General features: G+C 71.0%; 12 protein-coding genes. 7 read left to right on the forward strand and 5 right to left on the reverse strand.

From position 1 onward, the window contains the following. Positions 1 to 221 precede the first annotated feature (221 nt). On the reverse strand, positions 222 to 770 hold the full coding sequence (locus AC3CHW_RS09755) for a MarR family winged helix-turn-helix transcriptional regulator (RefSeq protein ID WP_488470186.1): 549 nt from the start codon (positions 768 to 770) through the stop codon (positions 222 to 224). Positions 771 to 979: 209 nt separating this feature from the next. On the opposite strand from AC3CHW_RS09755, the gene AC3CHW_RS09760 reads away from it, so the two are divergent. Together AC3CHW_RS09760 and AC3CHW_RS09765 are read left to right on the forward strand one after the other, a co-directional pair. Further along, positions 980 to 1,822, forward strand: coding sequence for a lysozyme (locus AC3CHW_RS09760; RefSeq protein WP_488470187.1), 843 nt, complete (start codon positions 980 to 982; stop codon positions 1,820 to 1,822). A gap of 368 nt (positions 1,823 to 2,190) precedes the next feature. Beyond that, positions 2,191 to 2,775: a TetR/AcrR family transcriptional regulator gene (locus AC3CHW_RS09765; RefSeq protein ID WP_217196178.1), complete on the forward strand. Its 585-nt coding sequence runs from the start codon at positions 2,191 to 2,193 to the stop codon at positions 2,773 to 2,775. A 76-nt stretch (positions 2,776 to 2,851) separates the two neighbouring features. Here AC3CHW_RS09765 and AC3CHW_RS09770 read toward each other — a convergent pair whose 3' ends face one another. Continuing rightward, on the reverse strand, positions 2,852 to 4,966 hold the full coding sequence (locus AC3CHW_RS09770) for an MMPL family transporter (RefSeq protein ID WP_488470188.1): 2,115 nt from the start codon (positions 4,964 to 4,966) through the stop codon (positions 2,852 to 2,854). A 176-nt stretch (positions 4,967 to 5,142) separates the two neighbouring features. On the opposite strand from AC3CHW_RS09770, the gene AC3CHW_RS09775 reads away from it, so the two are divergent. Both AC3CHW_RS09775 and AC3CHW_RS09780 read left to right on the forward strand, forming a co-directional pair. Then, positions 5,143 to 5,547, forward strand: coding sequence for a BlaI/MecI/CopY family transcriptional regulator (locus AC3CHW_RS09775; RefSeq protein ID WP_488470189.1), 405 nt, complete (start codon positions 5,143 to 5,145; stop codon positions 5,545 to 5,547). Then, the gene (locus tag AC3CHW_RS09780) at positions 5,544 to 6,443 is read left to right on the forward strand and encodes a M56 family metallopeptidase (protein WP_488470190.1); all 900 of its coding nucleotides are present in this window, start codon (positions 5,544 to 5,546) and stop codon (positions 6,441 to 6,443) included. The genes AC3CHW_RS09775 and AC3CHW_RS09780 overlap by 4 nt, the downstream gene beginning before the upstream one ends. Before the next feature lie 146 nt (positions 6,444 to 6,589). Here AC3CHW_RS09780 and AC3CHW_RS09785 read toward each other — a convergent pair whose 3' ends face one another. Both AC3CHW_RS09785 and lon read right to left on the reverse strand, forming a co-directional pair. After that, on the reverse strand, positions 6,590 to 7,186 hold the full coding sequence (locus tag AC3CHW_RS09785; protein ID WP_232544289.1) for an NAD(P)H-dependent oxidoreductase: 597 nt from the start codon (positions 7,184 to 7,186) through the stop codon (positions 6,590 to 6,592). A 439-nt stretch (positions 7,187 to 7,625) separates the two neighbouring features. Next, positions 7,626 to 10,079 carry an endopeptidase La gene (gene lon / locus AC3CHW_RS09790; protein ID WP_488470191.1) on the reverse strand — a complete coding sequence of 818 codons (2,454 nt, stop codon included), beginning with the start codon at positions 10,077 to 10,079 and terminating at the stop codon, positions 7,626 to 7,628. 663 nt (positions 10,080 to 10,742) lie between these two features. On the opposite strand from lon, the gene AC3CHW_RS09795 reads away from it, so the two are divergent. From AC3CHW_RS09795 to AC3CHW_RS09805, 3 genes are all read left to right on the forward strand, one after another. Further along, a complete protein-coding gene (locus tag AC3CHW_RS09795) occupies positions 10,743 to 12,965 on the forward strand; it encodes an MMPL family transporter (protein WP_488470192.1) in 2,223 nt (740 codons plus the stop codon). 107 nt (positions 12,966 to 13,072) lie between these two features. Continuing rightward, positions 13,073 to 14,326 carry a sensor histidine kinase gene (locus AC3CHW_RS09800; protein WP_398609218.1) on the forward strand — a complete coding sequence of 418 codons (1,254 nt, stop codon included), beginning with the start codon at positions 13,073 to 13,075 and terminating at the stop codon, positions 14,324 to 14,326. Next, the gene (locus AC3CHW_RS09805) at positions 14,323 to 15,003 is read left to right on the forward strand and encodes a response regulator (protein WP_398609219.1); all 681 of its coding nucleotides are present in this window, start codon (positions 14,323 to 14,325) and stop codon (positions 15,001 to 15,003) included. The genes AC3CHW_RS09800 and AC3CHW_RS09805 overlap by 4 nt, the downstream gene beginning before the upstream one ends. Before the next feature lie 281 nt (positions 15,004 to 15,284). On the opposite strand, the gene AC3CHW_RS09810 is transcribed toward AC3CHW_RS09805, so the two are convergent. Beyond that, on the reverse strand, positions 15,285 to 15,674 hold the full coding sequence (locus tag AC3CHW_RS09810) for a VOC family protein (RefSeq protein ID WP_187060898.1): 390 nt from the start codon (positions 15,672 to 15,674) through the stop codon (positions 15,285 to 15,287). Positions 15,675 to 15,701 lie beyond the last annotated feature (27 nt).

Here is a 15,701-nt window from a genome sequence, read left to right on the forward strand (position 1 = left end):
CCCCCGCCGAGCCCCACCGGGCGAGCTCGGAGGCGGCGTGGAGACCGTCGACCCGTGAGGGCGGGCGGAGGCCGTTGGTCCGTGAGGGCGGGCCGGAGGGTCTGGACTCCGTCGCGGAGTGGGCCGGGCCCTCGGGGCGACGGGAGCGGCGGGGGTCGGCGGCGAACGGCGCACGCCGGCCCGGTCGCACGCCGCGCGCGCCCGGCCGAGCAGCCCTTTGACTACCGCTCGGACGTGGTGGACTCGTGGCCCGACTCCGTGGGCGGCTCCAGTCCCGGCGCGGGCGGCTCCGTCTCGTGGCCGGCGTTGAGGCGGTGCAGCAGCCGGGCCAGCTCGGCCACCTCCGCGCGGTCCCAGCCCTCCAGGCGCTGGGCATAGCGGGCGCGCAGGCCGCCGCGCACCCGGGTGAACCTGGCCCTCCCCTCCTCCGTCAGATGGACCAACCACGCCCGCCCGTCGTCCGGGTCGGGGGCCCGCCCGATGAGCCCGAGCCGCTCCAGCGCGCGCAGTTGGCGGCTCATGGTCGCCTTGCCGACGCCGAAGTACGCGGCCAGGTCCGTGGCCCGCATCTGCCCCGCCTCACCCAACCGGGCCAACAGCCCGTACGCGGCGGGTTCCAGGTCGGGATGCACCTCTCGCGCCATCTCGCCCAGGTTCGCGCGAGCCCGCCGGAGAAAGACCGACAACTCACGCTCAAGAGCCAGAAAGGCGCCGTCGACCCCCGCTCGACCCTCGCCGTCGCCAGCTCCCCCGACCCCGGTGTTGTGCACGTCAGCGCCTCTCCGGCTTTTCAGCACGTGAAAGTCTCGTCGCGCCGCGACGCGTTGCCGCAGCTCCGCCAGTATTTTGCAGGAATACACCGCGACTCCACCCGGGACCTCTTCCCATTCCCCCATCTACGCCCGTAGAGTGGAGACATGACATGGTCATTACAAAGCCATGTCGCATGTCCCCCACCGAGGCCATCGGAGGCATACCCATGCCCACGCACAGACCCGGTTCCCCCCGCCGCTCTCTCACCGCAGTGGTCGGGTTTCTCGCAACGTTCCTCGCCATGACGTTGGCGTTGACGCTGCCCGGCGCGGCTTCCGCTGACGACCAGCCCATTCCCCACCCGGAAAAGGACTGGATGGGCTCCACCATCCTGGAACGGGAGGGCGGCAACCCCGACAATCAGCCCCCCTCCTCGCGCGCCGCCTCCGTCGAGGGCGTCGACGTCAGTAGCCATCAGGGCAGCGTCAACTGGTCCTCGCTGTGGAACAGCGGAGTGCGCTGGGCGTACGTCAAGGCCACCGAGGGCATGACGTACGAGAACCCGGACTTCGCCCAGCAGTACAACGGCTCGTACAACGTTGGCATGATCCGTGGTGCCTACCACTTCGCGCTGCCCAACGTCTCCAGCGGTGCCCAGCAGGCGAACTACTTCGCCAGCAATGGCGGGGGCTGGTCGCGCGACGGCAAGACGCTTCCGGGCGCCCTCGACCTGGAATACAACCCGTATGGCGCCACGTGTTACGGGCTGAGCCAGAGCGCGATGGTCAACTGGGTGCGGGACTTCTTCAACACCTACAAGGCACGCACGGGTCGCGACGCCGTCATCTACACGTCCACCAGTTGGTGGAAGACCTGCACGGGCAATTACGCGGGCTTCGGCAACACCAATCCCCTGTGGGTTCCGCGTTATGGCTCGTCGGTGGGCGAACTTCCTGCTGGATGGGGCTTCCACACCATGTGGCAGTACACCTCCTCGGGGCCGATCGTTGGCGATCACAATCGCTTCAACGGCGCGTACGACCGCCTCAAGGCACTTGCCAACGGCTGACCGGTCTCGCCGACATACCGGCGACATGTACGGGACGCTGCAATGCGACTCCCGTCGCATCGTTCTTCCGTGATTGCGTGAGATCACTTTCGAACGCCCTCTCCCGGTGTTCGTGAGTGCGCCGCGGTCCCGACACCGTGCGGCCCCTCTCGCCCTCCGCGAGAGGGGCCGCACCCGTCTCCGCGCCCCCCGCCTCGACTCCCTCGGCTCCCCGCGCTCTCTTCGACCCCATGTCGGTGGGCTCCACTACAGCCATACGGACAGGTCTGTCTGTATCCTGAAGAGCGTTGGCGTAGGCTCCGGGCGCGCACCTGACGCGGCACCGAGCCGGCGCCCGAACCAGGCACCCACCTCTTGGAGCGTGACGCATGGCTGACAAGCGGTCTCCCGCTCGGAGTCGGATTCTGGATACCGCGACGGAGTTGTTCAACGCCCACGGCGTGCGTGGCGTCGGCGTGGACCGCATCATTGCCGAATCCGGCGTCGCCAAGGCGACTCTCTACTCTCACTTCCGCTCCAAGGACGATCTCGTCATCGCGTATCTCCACGGCGCCGACGGGCTCTGGCGCGGCGCCCTGCGGGAGGCCGCGACCAACGCCGGTTCCGACCCCCGCGAGCAGATACTCGGGCTGTTCGACGCGCTGCGCACCGCGACCATCTGCGACGGGTTCCGCGGCTGCGCCTTCATCAACACCGCGAGCGAGACGGAGCCCGGCACCGCCCCGCACGCCACCAGCGTCGAACACAAGCAAGCCGTGCGCGCCTGGCTGAGGGAACTCACCGTCGCCGCGGGCGCCGACGACCCGGTCCTGTTGGCCCAGCAGCTCAGCGTGTTGATAGACGGCGTCATGTCGGCCGCGGCCCTGGAGCCGACGCCGGAGTTCACGGAGGCCGCGCGCGCGGCGGCCCGCACCCTCATCTCCGTGGCCTGCCCGGACCCCGCCATGGCGTGAGGACCCTTCTCGGCCAGCTCCTCGCCCCACCGCGATGACCTCAATCGGGCAGCGCGGGCGGGTGGCGGTGGGCCCGTCAGTGGACGGCGCCGGGGCGGCGCGCCGTCGTGTCGCGCGCGTGGCGTATGTGCCGGCCGAGGGGTGACCAGGCTCGGTCGCCCAGTCTGGTCAGGAGAACCGGGGTGACCACAAGGACCAGGAACGTCTCGATCAGGACGGCGGTGGCCAGGCCCAGGCCGAACTGCTTCATGATGCGGTCGGGCGAGAGGGTGAAGGCCCCGAAGACCGCCGCCATGATCAAAGCCGCGGCGAGGACGACCCTCCCCGAGGAGCGCAGGCCCTCGGCGACGGCTTCGCGGGCATCGCGTCCGCCGTCGTACGCCTCTCGGACGCGGGAGAGGACGAACACCTGGTAGTCCATGCTCAGGCCGAACAACAGCGCCATCAGGGTCATCGGCATGTAGCTCTCCAGCGGGCCGGTGCTTCCCGCGCCGACCAGACCGGCGCCCCAACCCCACTGGAAGACGGCCGTGAGGAGTCCGTACGAGGCTCCGAGCGCGAGCAGTGTCAGAGCGATCGCCTGGAGGGGGACGAGCAGGGAGCGGAACATCGTCGCGAGCAGGATCAGCGAGATCACGACCACGGCCAGGACGAAGACGAGGAGCTTGTCGGCCATGCGCTCGGTGAGATCGACGGACGTGGCCGTCAGCCCGCCGACGTGCAGGCGCAGTCGCGTGCCGGCGGTGGATCTCGGGAGCACCTCTGTGCGCAGGGTGCGTACGAGGCGTGGCGTGGCCTCGTCCTGGGCCGCGGTCTGCGGGGTGACGGTGACGAGGGCGGCCTTGCCGTCGCGGCTCACGGCGGGCGGGGCGACCCGGTCCACTCCGGAGGTGCGGCGCAGCCGATCCGTCAGGGCGCCCAGGGTGCCGGGGTCGGTACCGCGCAGGTCGGCGACGACCGACAGCGGGGCGGTCGAACCGGCGCCGAACGCCTGCCGCTTGAGGTCGTAGGCACGTCGCGTGGTCTCCGAGGTGGCGGCGTTCTTGGCGTCCGCCGCGCCCAGGCGCATCGACAGGGCGGGGGAACACAGCACGAGCAGGGCGACGACTCCGACGCAGGCGATCTTGCCGGCGTGCCGGGTGGTCAGGCTGGAGGGCGACCGCGTCGTGCGGGTCGTGCGCCGCTCCAGGCGGCCGGGTCGCGTGAGCCACCGATCGCACAGGCCGAGCAGCGCCGGCACGAGGGTGAGGCCGAGGGCGAGGGTGGCGAGCACGCCGAGCGCGCAGCTCGCGGCGAGGCCGTAGATGAAGGGGATGCCCATGAACAGCATGCCGCCCAGGGACACGATCACCGTCGTGCCGGCGAACAGTACGGCTCGCCCGGAGGTCGCCGCCGCTGTGGCCACGGCCTCAGCGGGAGGCTGCCCCTCCTGGCGTGCGGAGCGGTAGCGGGTGGCGATGAAGAGGGCGTAGTCCACGCCCACACCCAGAACGATCATGACGGCCACGGACATGCTGAAGTTGGGCACGGTCATGACCTTCGAGAGCAGCATGACCAGGCCCATGCTGGTGAAGAGGCCGGTCAGCGCGACCACGATCGGCAGCCCGGCCAGGGCCAGCGAACCGAAGAGCAGCAAGAGGATCGCGACGGCGGCGGCCAGGCCCACGGTCTCGCTCACACCGGTGCCGGGCACCGGGGCGAACATCGAGCCCGACAGCTCCACCTGGAGTCTGTCGGTGCTCATCGCCGTCAGGCGCTGCTTGATGTTCTTGGCGTCGGCCTTCGGCACCTCGGTGCGTGGCGCGGCGAAGACCAGCACCGCGACTCCGGTGGTGGCGTCGGCGTTGACGCGTCCGCCCCGACGGGTGTCGTCGTGGGGGATGACGCTCTTCACGGCGCCCGCCTGCCGGGCCGCCGCAAGCACCTTGCCCACGTCCGCCCGCGTCTGGGGGTTGGTCAGACCCCCGGGGGCGTGCAGTACGACCTCGCCCCGGCCGGTGGCCTGTTCGGGGAAGTGCTTCTCCAGGAGGGAGTACGCGCTTTGGGAATCGGTGTCCGGCAGGGCGTACTCCGCGTCGAACGCGGGCTTCGCCATGCCGCCGGCACTGACCAGGACCAGGGAGGCCAGTACCCAGGTGATGAGGGTGGCCCAGCGGTGCCGGTGGCAGGCGCGGGCGAGGCGGCTCAACATGTCATGTCACGACCCATCCATCTCTGTTCTACGTCACGTAGAACAACGTGCCGGAGCACCGTAGCAGGCTCCGCGAGGGATGTTCTACGTCCGGTAGAATGAGGCGCCACGCACCACCCGCGACCCGCGGCCTGCCACGTGGCGGGGCCACCGCGGCCAGGCCGGAAGGGACCCACATGCGCCGCTCGGGCGAACTGGAACGCGCCGTCATGGACGCCCTGTGGGAAGCCCAGGATCCCCGCACGGCCAAGGAGGTGCTGGCCACCCTGGCCGAGGAGAAGCTCGCGCACACCACGGTCATCACCGTCCTCGACCGGCTCACTCGCAAAGGGCTCGCCCGCCGCGAGCGTGTGGGCCGTTCCTGGCGTTACGCCCCAGCCGCAAGCCGCGAGTCCTACGTCAGCAGCCTCATGATCGACGCACTGGGGCGGGCCACCGATCGAGAAGCCGTCCTCGTCCACTTCGCCCACTCGATGTCCGGGTCGGAGGCCGACGCGCTGCGTTCGGCGCTCGCCACCGCGGACGATGCGGACGAAGGCGACCAGAGCGGAGAAGCCGGCCAGGGCCGGCACCGAGCATGAGTCACCTGCTGCACTTCGCCGTCCTGATCGTCTGCTGCGTCGCGGCCGTGCGTCCGCTGGCCCGCGCCCACTGGGTGCAGCGCATGCCCCGCACCGCCCTCGCCCTGTGGCAGGCGATCGGTCTCACACTCGAACTCTCCCTGATCGGGCTCCTGTTCTCCGCCCTCTTCGCACCGGCCAACCAGGGTCTCCTGCCCGGCCTCGCGCGTCTCGTCACCGACCCGGCCGGAACCGATCTCGTGGGGCGGCTCGCCGCCACCCTTGGCGGACTCCTCATCGCAGCGCGCCTCATCACCCTGATCATGACCTGCGCGACCACAGCCCGGGCACGCCGCAAGCACCGGGACCTGCTACGCCTGATCGCCCGCGCCGACCCCGCACTGCCCGGCGTCGCGATCCTCGACCACCCCGCCGCTGCGGCCTACTGCCTGCCCGGCCGGGACAGCTCCATCGTGATCAGCACAGGCGCTCTGGGCATGCTGCAGCCCGCACACGTGCGAGCCGTCGTTGCGCATGAGCAGGCCCACCTGCGCCAGCGTCACGACCTGTTCCTGCTGCCGCTCCTGGCGTGGCGGCGGCTCACGCCGCGTAGCACAACGCTGAGCGAGGCGATCGGTGCCGTACGTCTACTCCTGGAGATGTTGGCCGACGACACCTGCTGCCGCACCCGCTCACGCCACGACCTCGCTGACGCACTGGCCCGCTTCTCCCGCGACTCCGGCCAACTCGCCACCCCCTTGGGCGGATTCGCCGCCGCCGACACCGGGCTCGCCGCCCGTACCGCACGGCTTCGGGCCCCCGAACCAGCGCACTCGGCGGCCAGGAGCCTCGCCGTGTTCACTCTCGCCGCCACCCTGCTGGCGACGCCCCTCAGCCTGTTCGTGCTGCCGATTTAGATCAGGGCGTCGGGCGCTCGGGCGTTCCGGGGGGGAACACAGAAGCGTGGCCCACCGGCCCGCGACGCGAAAGAACCTGGCACGGCGAGGACGCCGTGCCGGGACCCAGGCGGGGATGGCGACACCGCGCGGGTGTCGCCGTGCGCTCAGGCGGCCAGACTCGACTCCTCGGCGGCTGCCGGCGCTATTCGCGCGGTCTCGGACGTACCACTGCTGGTCCGCAGGACGGCCCGGTAGGCGTCCTGCTGGGCCGTCAGCCCCGACTCGTCCATCCGGCGCGTCCCGTAGGCGACGAACGGCTCCTCGTACCGCATGCCGGTCACCCCTGCCGTGACGTCGAAGGGGCGCAGCAGGTCGGAGACGGAGAAGCGGTTCGCCCCGCCGGGCCCGTAGGCGTCGCTGGGGCCGCCCACGGTGGTCGCCACCCGCAGCGTCTTGCCGTGCAGGGCGGAGCCATCGGTGCCGTAGGCGAACCCGTAGACGAAGACCTCGTCGAGCCACTGCTTGAGCAACGGGGTCGCCGCGTACCAGTAGAAGGGGAACTGGAGCACGATCCGGTCGTGCGCCCGGAGCAGGCCCTGCTCGCGCGCGATGTCGATGCGCCCGTCGGGGTACGTGGCGTACAGGTCGTGGACCGTGACGCCGGCAACGCTCCTGGCGGCATCGACGAGGGCCGTGTTGACGCGCGAGGTGGCCAACTGCGGATGAGCGAGGACAACCAGGGTGCGGGGCTCGGATGCCACGGAAGTCTCCTGTTCGGAGGCGATGCGTACGACCGGTGCGTGCGGCGAGGCCGCACGGGCGAGTTCATTAGCGAACAGACAGGTCTGTCTGACACTCCAAAATTAACAGACAGACCTGTCTGCCTGTCAAGGTCACCGAGAGAGCCAACGACTCGTTCACCCTTTCGAGTTGAGTGGCTGTCACACGCACCCGGCGTACCGGAGCGCGTGGCCGTTCAACCTCCCCGGCGTTTCGCGTTGTCGAAGGTCAGGGGCCTTGCGCACGCGCCCATGACCCCCTCGTACGCCCCCGAGTCGTTGACCCCGCGGACGCCTCATCGCGGCCCGTAACGCGCGGACTCCTGGGGCTGACGCGCCGAGGCCGGCGCTCCCCGCTCCACCACAGGTGAAGGGGGAACGCCGGCCTCGGCATCGCCGCTCGGGCGCGGCCCGGGTCAGCTCACGCGGCGACCTGCGTCCGGCTGTCCGCGCCGGCCACCAGGTCCGCGTCCGTGGCGGGGCTCAGCGCCAGCTCCAGTACCTGGCGCACGTCCGACACGGCGTGCACGTCCAGTCGGTCGAGCACCTCGGCCGGGACGTCGTCCAGGTCGGGCTCGTTCCGCTTGGGGATGACCACGGTCGTGATCCCCGCGCGGTGGGCGGCCAGCAGCTTCTGCTTGACCCCGCCGATCGGCAGCACCCGCCCGGTCAGCGACACCTCGCCGGTCATCGCCACGTCCGGGCGCACCTGGCGGCCCGAGAGCAGCGAGGCGAGGGCGGTGGTCATCGTGATGCCCGCGCTCGGCCCGTCCTTGGGCACCGCCCCGGCGGGGACGTGCAGGTGGACGCCGCGCTCCTTGAGGTCCGCGACCGGCAGTTCCAGTTCGGCCCCGTGCGAGCGCAGGAAGGAGAGCGCGATCTGCGCGGACTCCTTCATGACGTCGCCGAGCTGCCCCGTCAACGTGAGCCCCGCGCCGCCCGTCTCGGGGTCGGCCAGCGACGCCTCGACGTAGAGCACGTCGCCGCCGGCGCCGGTGACGGCCAGTCCGGTGACCACGCCGGGGACGGCGGTGCGCCGCTCGGCCGGGTCCTGGGCGGCCTCGGGGGTGTGGTGCGGTCGGCCGATGAGCGGTCGCAGCTCGTCCGGGCCGATGGTGAAGGGCAGCTCCCGCTCGCCGAGCGCGTGCTGGGCCGCGACCTTGCGCAGCAGCCGTGCCACGGACCGCTCCAGGTTGCGGACGCCCGCCTCACGCGTGTACTCGCCCGCCAGCTTGCGCAGCGCCGCGTCCTCCAGCGTGACCTCGCCCGGTTCGAGGCCCGCCCGCTCCAACTGGCGCGGCAGCAGGTGGTCGCGGGCGATGGTGACCTTCTCGTCCTCCGTGTAGCCGTCCAGTCGCACCACGTCCATCCGGTCGAGCAGCGCCTCGGGGATGGCTTCGAGCACGTTGGCGGTGGCCAGGAACACCACGTCGGACAGGTCCAGTTCGACCTCCAGGTAGTGGTCCCGGAAGGTGTGGTTCTGCGCCGGGTCGAGCACCTCGAGGAGGGCGGCGGCAGGGTCGCCCCGGAAGTCGGAGCCGACCTTGTCGATCTCGTCCAGCAGGATCACCGGGTTCATCGAACCGGCCTCCTTGACGGCCCGTACGATCCGGCCCGGCAGGGCGCCCACGTAGGTGCGCCGGTGGCCGCGGATCTCGGCCTCGTCCCGCACGCCGCCGAGCGCGACCCGCACGAACTCGCGCCCCATGGCACGGGCCACCGACTCGCCGAGCGAGGTCTTGCCGACGCCGGGAGGACCGACAAGCGCGAGTACGGCGCCGCCTCGACGGCCGCCCACGACACCCAGGCCACGGTCCGCGCGCCGCTTGCGCACCGCGAGGTACTCGGTGATGCGCTCCTTCACGTCCGCCAGTCCGGCGTGGTCGGCGTCCAGCACCTCCTTGGCGCCCCTGATGTCGTACGCGTCCTCGGTCCGGTGGTTCCACGGCAGTTCGAGAACGGTGTCCAGCCAGGTCCTGATCCAGCCACTCTCGGGGCTCTGGTCGGAAGCCCGCTCCAGCTTGTCGACCTCCTTGAGCGCCGCCTCACGCACCTTCTCCGGCAGGTCAGCGGCCTCGATGCGGGTCCGGTAGTCCCCGGACTCGTCCTCGCTGCCACCGTCGAGCTCGGCGAGTTCCTTGCGGACGGCCTCCAACTGACGGCGCAGCAGGAACTCGCGCTGCTGCTTGTCGACGCCGTCCTGTACGTCCTTGGCGATGGACTCGGCCACGTCCTGCTCGGCCAGGTGCTCCCGGAGCCAACCCATGGCGAGCTTGAGGCGCGCCACGGGGTCGAGGGTCTCCAGGAGTTCCAGGCGCTGGGCGACGGTGAGGAACGGGAAGTAGCCGGAGTTGTCGGCGAGCTGCGCGACGTCGTCGATCTGCTGCACCCGGTCCACGACCTGCCAGGCGCCGCGCTTGCGCAGCCAGCTCGTGGCCAGCGCCTTGTACTCCTTCATCAGCTCGGCCTGCGAGCCTGGCGAGATCTCGGTGGCGTCCGGGCCGGTCTCCTCGACCGGGGTGCCCTCGATCCACAGCGCCGCCCCGGGCCCGGTGGTGCCGGCGCCGACGCGCACCCGGTGCACGCCACGGATGAGCGCGCCGGGGTCGCCGTCCGAGAGGCGGCCCACCTGCTCGACGGTGCCGAGCGTGCCCACCCCCGCGTACGTTCCCTCGATCCTCGGCACGAGCAGCACCTGCGGCTTGCCCGCGCTTCCGGTGCCGCTCCCGCTGGACCTCGCGGCGGCTTGGGCCGCTTCCACGGCGGCCCGTACGTCCGTGTCCGTCAGATCGAGCGGCACCACCATGCCGGGCAGCACCACCTCGTCGTCGAGCGGCAGCACAGGCAGGGTGAGCGGTGTAGACAGCGAAGCCATGATCTCCCCTTCGGCAGGCAAGTTGAGCTACACACACTCAATGCATATGAGGCTCCTCGTGTTCCCTCACCTGTGTTCGCTGTGAGCGATCAGACGCCGCGGCGGCTCTGTTGCCGGGTGCTCTGTGGGGAGAAACCACTCGGCCGGCGGCTTTACTCCGCACCTGGTCCCGCGTTGAGCAGGCGTTTTCGCTGGGCGGTGTGGTGGGGGCTGCGGACGGGGGTGTGCTGGCTGGCGTGACCGGTGCCGGCGGGAATCCGGGACGGGCTGTGGCGAGGTGGTGTCCGGCGGTCGGCCTGGCCGCGTCGTCGGCCCGCCGGATCGCCGGATCGTCGGATCGTTGGTCCGTGTGGATTGGTCCGTGTGGAGGGGCGGGACGCCACACGTGACGCGGGCTGGGCGGCTGGGCGCTGTGTACGGTTCGTGGCCGAGCGTGGGTCCCCGGTGGGGCTGATACGCCCTCCGGGACAGCGGTGGTCGGTACGCGCTGGCGCGGGCGGTGGCGGGTGGCTCGGAACGGTGGCGCCCCGGACACCTACTGCGTTTTCAGTAGATGGTCGTGTGGTTTCAGTAGGCCGCGGTGTCCGTAGCGGCATGACGACGGGGCGGGCCCTCCCCCACGAGCCTTGAGAGGTCATCGCTTGTGGATAGGGAGACCCTGACGTGGCGACTTTTCTGTACCGGCTCGGACGCGGCGCCTTTCGGCGACGCGGCAGGGTCGTCCTGATATGGCTGGGCGTGCTGGTGGCGGTAGTGGTGGGCGCCGCGGGGGCGTCGGGACCCTCGGACGAGGAGTTCTCGATGCCGGGGATCGAATCGCAGAAGGCGTTCGATCTCATGGAGGAGCGGTTTCCCGGAACCGCCGCGGACGGCGCCACCGCCCAGGTCGTCTTCGTCGCCCCGGACGGGCAGAAGGTGACCGCGGGTGACACGCGGAGGGCCGTCGAGAACGCGGTGGGCTCGCTGGGCGGCGGCCCGCAGGTGGCCGACGTCGAGGACCCGTTCGCGTCGGAGGCGGTCAGCGAGGACGGTGCGACCGCGTATGCGACCGTCACCTACAAGGTGGAGCCCTCCAAGGTCACCGACGCCAGCCGAACCGCGGTGGACAAGGCGGCGGACCAGGCGCGGGCGGCGGGCCTGACGGTGGAGACCGGCGGGTCGGCGATGGACAGCGGCGGCGAGCCCGGCGGAACCGCGGAGATCGTGGGCCTCGCGGCGGCGGCGGTCGTGCTGCTGTTCACCTTCGGATCGTTGGCTGCCGCCGGGCTGCCGCTGCTGACCGCGGTCGTGGGCGTCGCGGTGAGCCTGTTCGGAATCGTGCTGCTGGCGGGCCCGTTGGGGCTCTCGGCGGACACGCTCACCCTCGGGATGATGCTGGGCCTGGCGGTGGGCATCGACTACGCCCTGTTCGTGGTGTCCCGCTACCGGGAGGAGCGCGGGCGCGGCCTGGCGCCGCAGGAGGCGGCCGGGGTGGCGGTGGGTACCGCCGGATCGGCGGTCGTGTTCGCCGGGGTCACCGTGGTGATCGCGCTGGCGGGCCTGTCGGTCGTCGGCATTCCCACGCTCACGAAGATGGGCCTGGCCGCCGCGGGGGCGGTCACGGTCGCCGTGCTGGTGGCCCTGACGGTCGTTCCGGCGCTGCTCGGCTTCTGGCCGAACGCGGTGCTGTCGCGCGGGGTACGCAAGGCCGGCACCACCACCCCCCGTGACCGTGGCGCGGGCGGGCGCGGCAACCTGGGCGCGCGCTGGGCCCGTTTCGTACTGCGCCGCCCGGTAGCGGTACTGGTCCTCGGCGTGGCGGGCCTGGGCGCGCTGGCCGTGCCGATGACGTCGCTGCAACTGGGCATGCCGGGTGACGAGGCCAAGTCCACGGCCACCACCGAACGGCGGGCCTACGACGCGCTCGCCGAGGGCTTCGGTCCGGGCTTCAACGGCCCGCTCACCATCGTCGTGGACGCGAGGGAGGCGGCCGACCCGCAGGCCGCGGTGCGCACCATCAGCGACCGGATCAGCGATACGGACGGCATCGTGTCGGTCTCGCAGGCCGGCTTCAACGAGGCCGACGACACCGCCGTCTTCCGGGCCACGCCGTCGACCAGCCCCACGGACGAGAAGACCAAGGACCTGGTGGAGACGATCCGCCACGACCGGCCAGCGGTGGAGGAGCAGGCGTCGGCGACGTTCGAGGTCACCGGCACGACCGCGCTGAACATCGACATCGCGGCGAAGGTGCAGTCCGCGCTGGTGCCGTACCTGGTCGTGGTGGGCGGTCTGGCGGTGGTCCTGCTGCTGGTGATCTTCCGATCCGTGCTGGTACCGGTCAAGGCGGCCCTGGGCTTCGTCCTCTCGGTGCTGGCGGCGCTGGGCGTGCTGGTACTGGTCTTCCAGGAGGGTCATGCCGCGGACCTCTTCGGAGTGGAGCAGACCGGACCGATCATGAGCCTGATGCCGATCTTCATGATGGGTATCGTCTTCGGGCTGGCCATGGATTACGAGGTCTTCCTGGTCTCTCGCGTGCGGGAGGCGTACACCCGTGGGGAGACCGCCGGTCAGGCGGTCGTGTCCGGGTTCCAGCACAGCGCCCGGGTGGTGACGGCCGCCGCGCTGATCATGATCGCGGTCTTCTCGGGGTTCATCGGGGAGGACGGGTCGCTGATCAAGATGCTCGGGTTCAGCCTGGCCGCCGCGGTGCTCTTCGACGCCTTCGTGGTCCGCATGGCGATCGTGCCCGCCGTCCTGGCCCTGCTCGGCGACCGGGCCTGGTGGCTGCCAACGTGGCTGGGCCGCCTGCTGCCCCGCGTCGACGTGGAGGGCGAGGGGCTCGGCGATGCGCGGCCCGACAGCCCGGGCCCACACCCGGACGGGTCGGTCGAAGCACGCGTGTGACCAACTCCGCCCGCGAGACCGCCCGAGCGCGCTGCCTCGGGCGGTCCGCGCGCCCGTCGTCGTCATCAGCGACCATGGACCACGGCACGTCCCTTACGGAGACCACGATGATCAACCTCCTTGAACGGTACGCGGAACGCCACGCCCGGGCCGCCGACGTGGTGACGGCGGTGGCGTTGTGCGTGTGCACCCTCTTCGGGGCCCAGATCAGCACCTCCGAGTCCTCACCTCCAAACGCCCTGTGGCCCGCCTGGATTCTCGTCGTCTCCAGCGCGGCCGTCCTTGCCTGCCGCAGCCGCCCGCGCGCCACCCTCGCGGTCACCGCCACGGCGGCGGCCGTGCTGACGGCCCTGGGCTACCTGCCAAGTCCCTTGCTGCTGGCCCCCGTCATGACCGCCCTGTACTGGCTCGCCGCGCTCACCGATTCGCGGACCACCGCCCTCTACGGCTCGGCGACCATGGCCGTGCTGGTCGCCACCTCGCTCGCCGCCGCCCCGCTCGGTGATGACTTCATCCTCAGGACCGTGGGTACGGTGCTGTGGCTGCTGCTGCCGGTGTCCCTGGGCGGCAGCAGCCGCTTCCGTCGCGCCTACCTCGAGTCCGTCAAGGCCCGCGCCGCCCACGCCGAACGCACCCGCGAAGAGGAGGCCCGACTCCGCGTCACCGAGGAACGCATGCGCATCGCCCGCGAACTCCACGACGCCGTCGCCCACCACATGGCCGTCGCCCACGCCCAGGCCGGCACCGCCGCCCACCTCGCCGACACCCACCCGGAACAGACCCGGGGCATCCTGACCGACCTGGTCGGAACCACCTCCTCCGCTCTCCTGGAACTACGCGCCACGGTGGGCGTCCTACGTCAGACCGCCGACCCGGACACCGATCCGCTGGAGCCCACCCCGGGCCTGGACCGCCTCCCCGCTCTGGTCGCCGGCTGCGAATCGGCCGGCCTGTCGGTCACGGTCAGCACCGAGGGGGAGGCTCAACCCCTGTCCCCGGGGGTGGACCTGACCGCCTACCGGATCATCCAGGAAGCCCTGACCAACGCCACGAAACACGCGTCCGACCACGCGGCCCGGGTGCGGCTCCGCTACGAGGACGCACGCCTACTCATCACCGTCACCAACGACGGCACAGCCAACGGTGGGGCCGTCCCACCGGTGCCCGGCGGCGGGTACGGGCTGATGGGCATGCGCGAACGCGCCCACTCCGTCGGCGGCGACCTGTGCGCCGGCCCCCGCCCCGAAGGCGGCTTCGAAGTCGCCGCCACTCTCCCCTTCCAGCCCCGCACCCTGGCGAAAGCCCCGGCGGACCCTCCGCCGGACGCCCCAGCCGGACCACGACACGAGGAAACCCGTTGACCATCCGCGTGCTGCTCGCTGACGACCAGGCCCTGCTGCGCGGCACCTTCCGGCTCCTGATCGACTCCTGCGACGACATGGAGGTCGTCGGCGAGGCCGCCGACGGCCATCAAGCGGTGGAACTCGCCCGCTCGCACCGGCCCGACATCGTCCTCATGGATATCCGTATGCCCGGCGCCGACGGCCTCGCCGCCACCGCCACCATCTGCGAGGACCCCGACCTCGCCAGCACCCGCGTCCTGATCCTGACCATGTTCGAGACCGAGGAGTACGTCGCCCAGGCGCTGCGCGTCGGCGCCAGCGGCTTCCTCGGCAAGTACGTCACCACGGACGCGCTACTGAACGGCATCCGCACCGTCGCCGCCGGCGAAGCCCTCCTGTCGCCAGGAGCCACCCAGGCCCTGATCACCCGCTTCCTCACCCTTCCCACCTCCGGTCCTCCCCTCGCCCCGGCCGAACGCCTCGCCGACCTCACCCCCCGCGAACAAGAAGTCACCGTCCTGGCGGCCCACGGCAAATCCAACGACCAGATCGCCCAGGAACTCTTCTTGAGCGTGCTGACCGTCCGCACCCACATCCAACGCGCCATGACCAAACTCGGCGCGCGTGACCGTGCTCAACTCGTCGTCATCGCCTACCAGAACGGCCTCGTACGCCCCGCGCCACCCCGCTCCTGACGCTCGCGGCGTCCGCTCTCAACACGCCCGTGGGCAGGGCGGTGGCGGGCCCGAGGGCACGGCGCTCGGCGGCCTGAGCGTCCCTGCCCGGGAGGAATACCGACTGTCGCTCGCGGCGCGTCCCTGCCGCTTCGGCCCGCACCCCCGTAGCGCGCCGGCGCCAGACAACGGCAGTCGGGCTTTCGCGGAGCCGGTTGACACGCGCCAGTCGCACGCCGGCCATACCAACCGGGATCGCGCACCCGCACCGTGCCGTCACCCCTGCGGGCTTGCTCGGAGGGTCACGCCTGCGCGGCGTACATCAGCTCCCAGACATGGCCGTCCAGGTCCTGGAAGCTGCCCCCGTACATCGGCCCCTCCTGGAGCGCCGGCTTCCACGGCTTGCCGCCAGCCGCTATGGCCCGAGCGACCGTGTCGTCCACTTCCTCCTTGGACTCCGCGGACAGACAGGTGATGACCTCGGTGGTCCTCTTGGCGTCGGCGATGTCGCCGTTGATGAAGTCCTTGAAGCGGTCCTCTTCGAGGAGCATGACGAAGATGTTCTGCTCGACGATCATGCAGGACGTCTTCTCGTCGGAGAACTCGGCGTTGAACTCGAACCCCAACTGGCCGAAGAACTCGACGGATCGCTTGACGTCACTGACCGGCAGGTTGATGAAGGCCATACGCATCGCGGTGACTCCTCTGATCGATGACGA

Source organism: Streptomyces sp. MGP-BFMKR1 (assembly GCF_057766585.1).

Coding starts and splice junctions, on each gene's coding strand:
- AC3CHW_RS09760 (WP_488470187.1), top strand. CDS start 980: ATGCCCACGCACAGACCCGGTTCCCCCCGCCGCTCTCTCACCGCAGTG.
- AC3CHW_RS09780 (WP_488470190.1), top strand. CDS start 5,544: ATGAGTCACCTGCTGCACTTCGCCGTCCTGATCGTCTGCTGCGTCGCG.
- AC3CHW_RS09775 (WP_488470189.1), top strand. CDS start 5,143: ATGCGCCGCTCGGGCGAACTGGAACGCGCCGTCATGGACGCCCTGTGG.
- AC3CHW_RS09810 (WP_187060898.1), bottom strand. CDS start 15,674: ATGCGTATGGCCTTCATCAACCTGCCGGTCAGTGACGTCAAGCGATCC.
- AC3CHW_RS09770 (WP_488470188.1), bottom strand. CDS start 4,966: ATGTTGAGCCGCCTCGCCCGCGCCTGCCACCGGCACCGCTGGGCCACC.
- AC3CHW_RS09765 (WP_217196178.1), top strand. CDS start 2,191: ATGGCTGACAAGCGGTCTCCCGCTCGGAGTCGGATTCTGGATACCGCG.
- lon (WP_488470191.1), bottom strand. CDS start 10,079: ATGGCTTCGCTGTCTACACCGCTCACCCTGCCTGTGCTGCCGCTCGAC.
- AC3CHW_RS09800 (WP_398609218.1), top strand. CDS start 13,073: ATGATCAACCTCCTTGAACGGTACGCGGAACGCCACGCCCGGGCCGCC.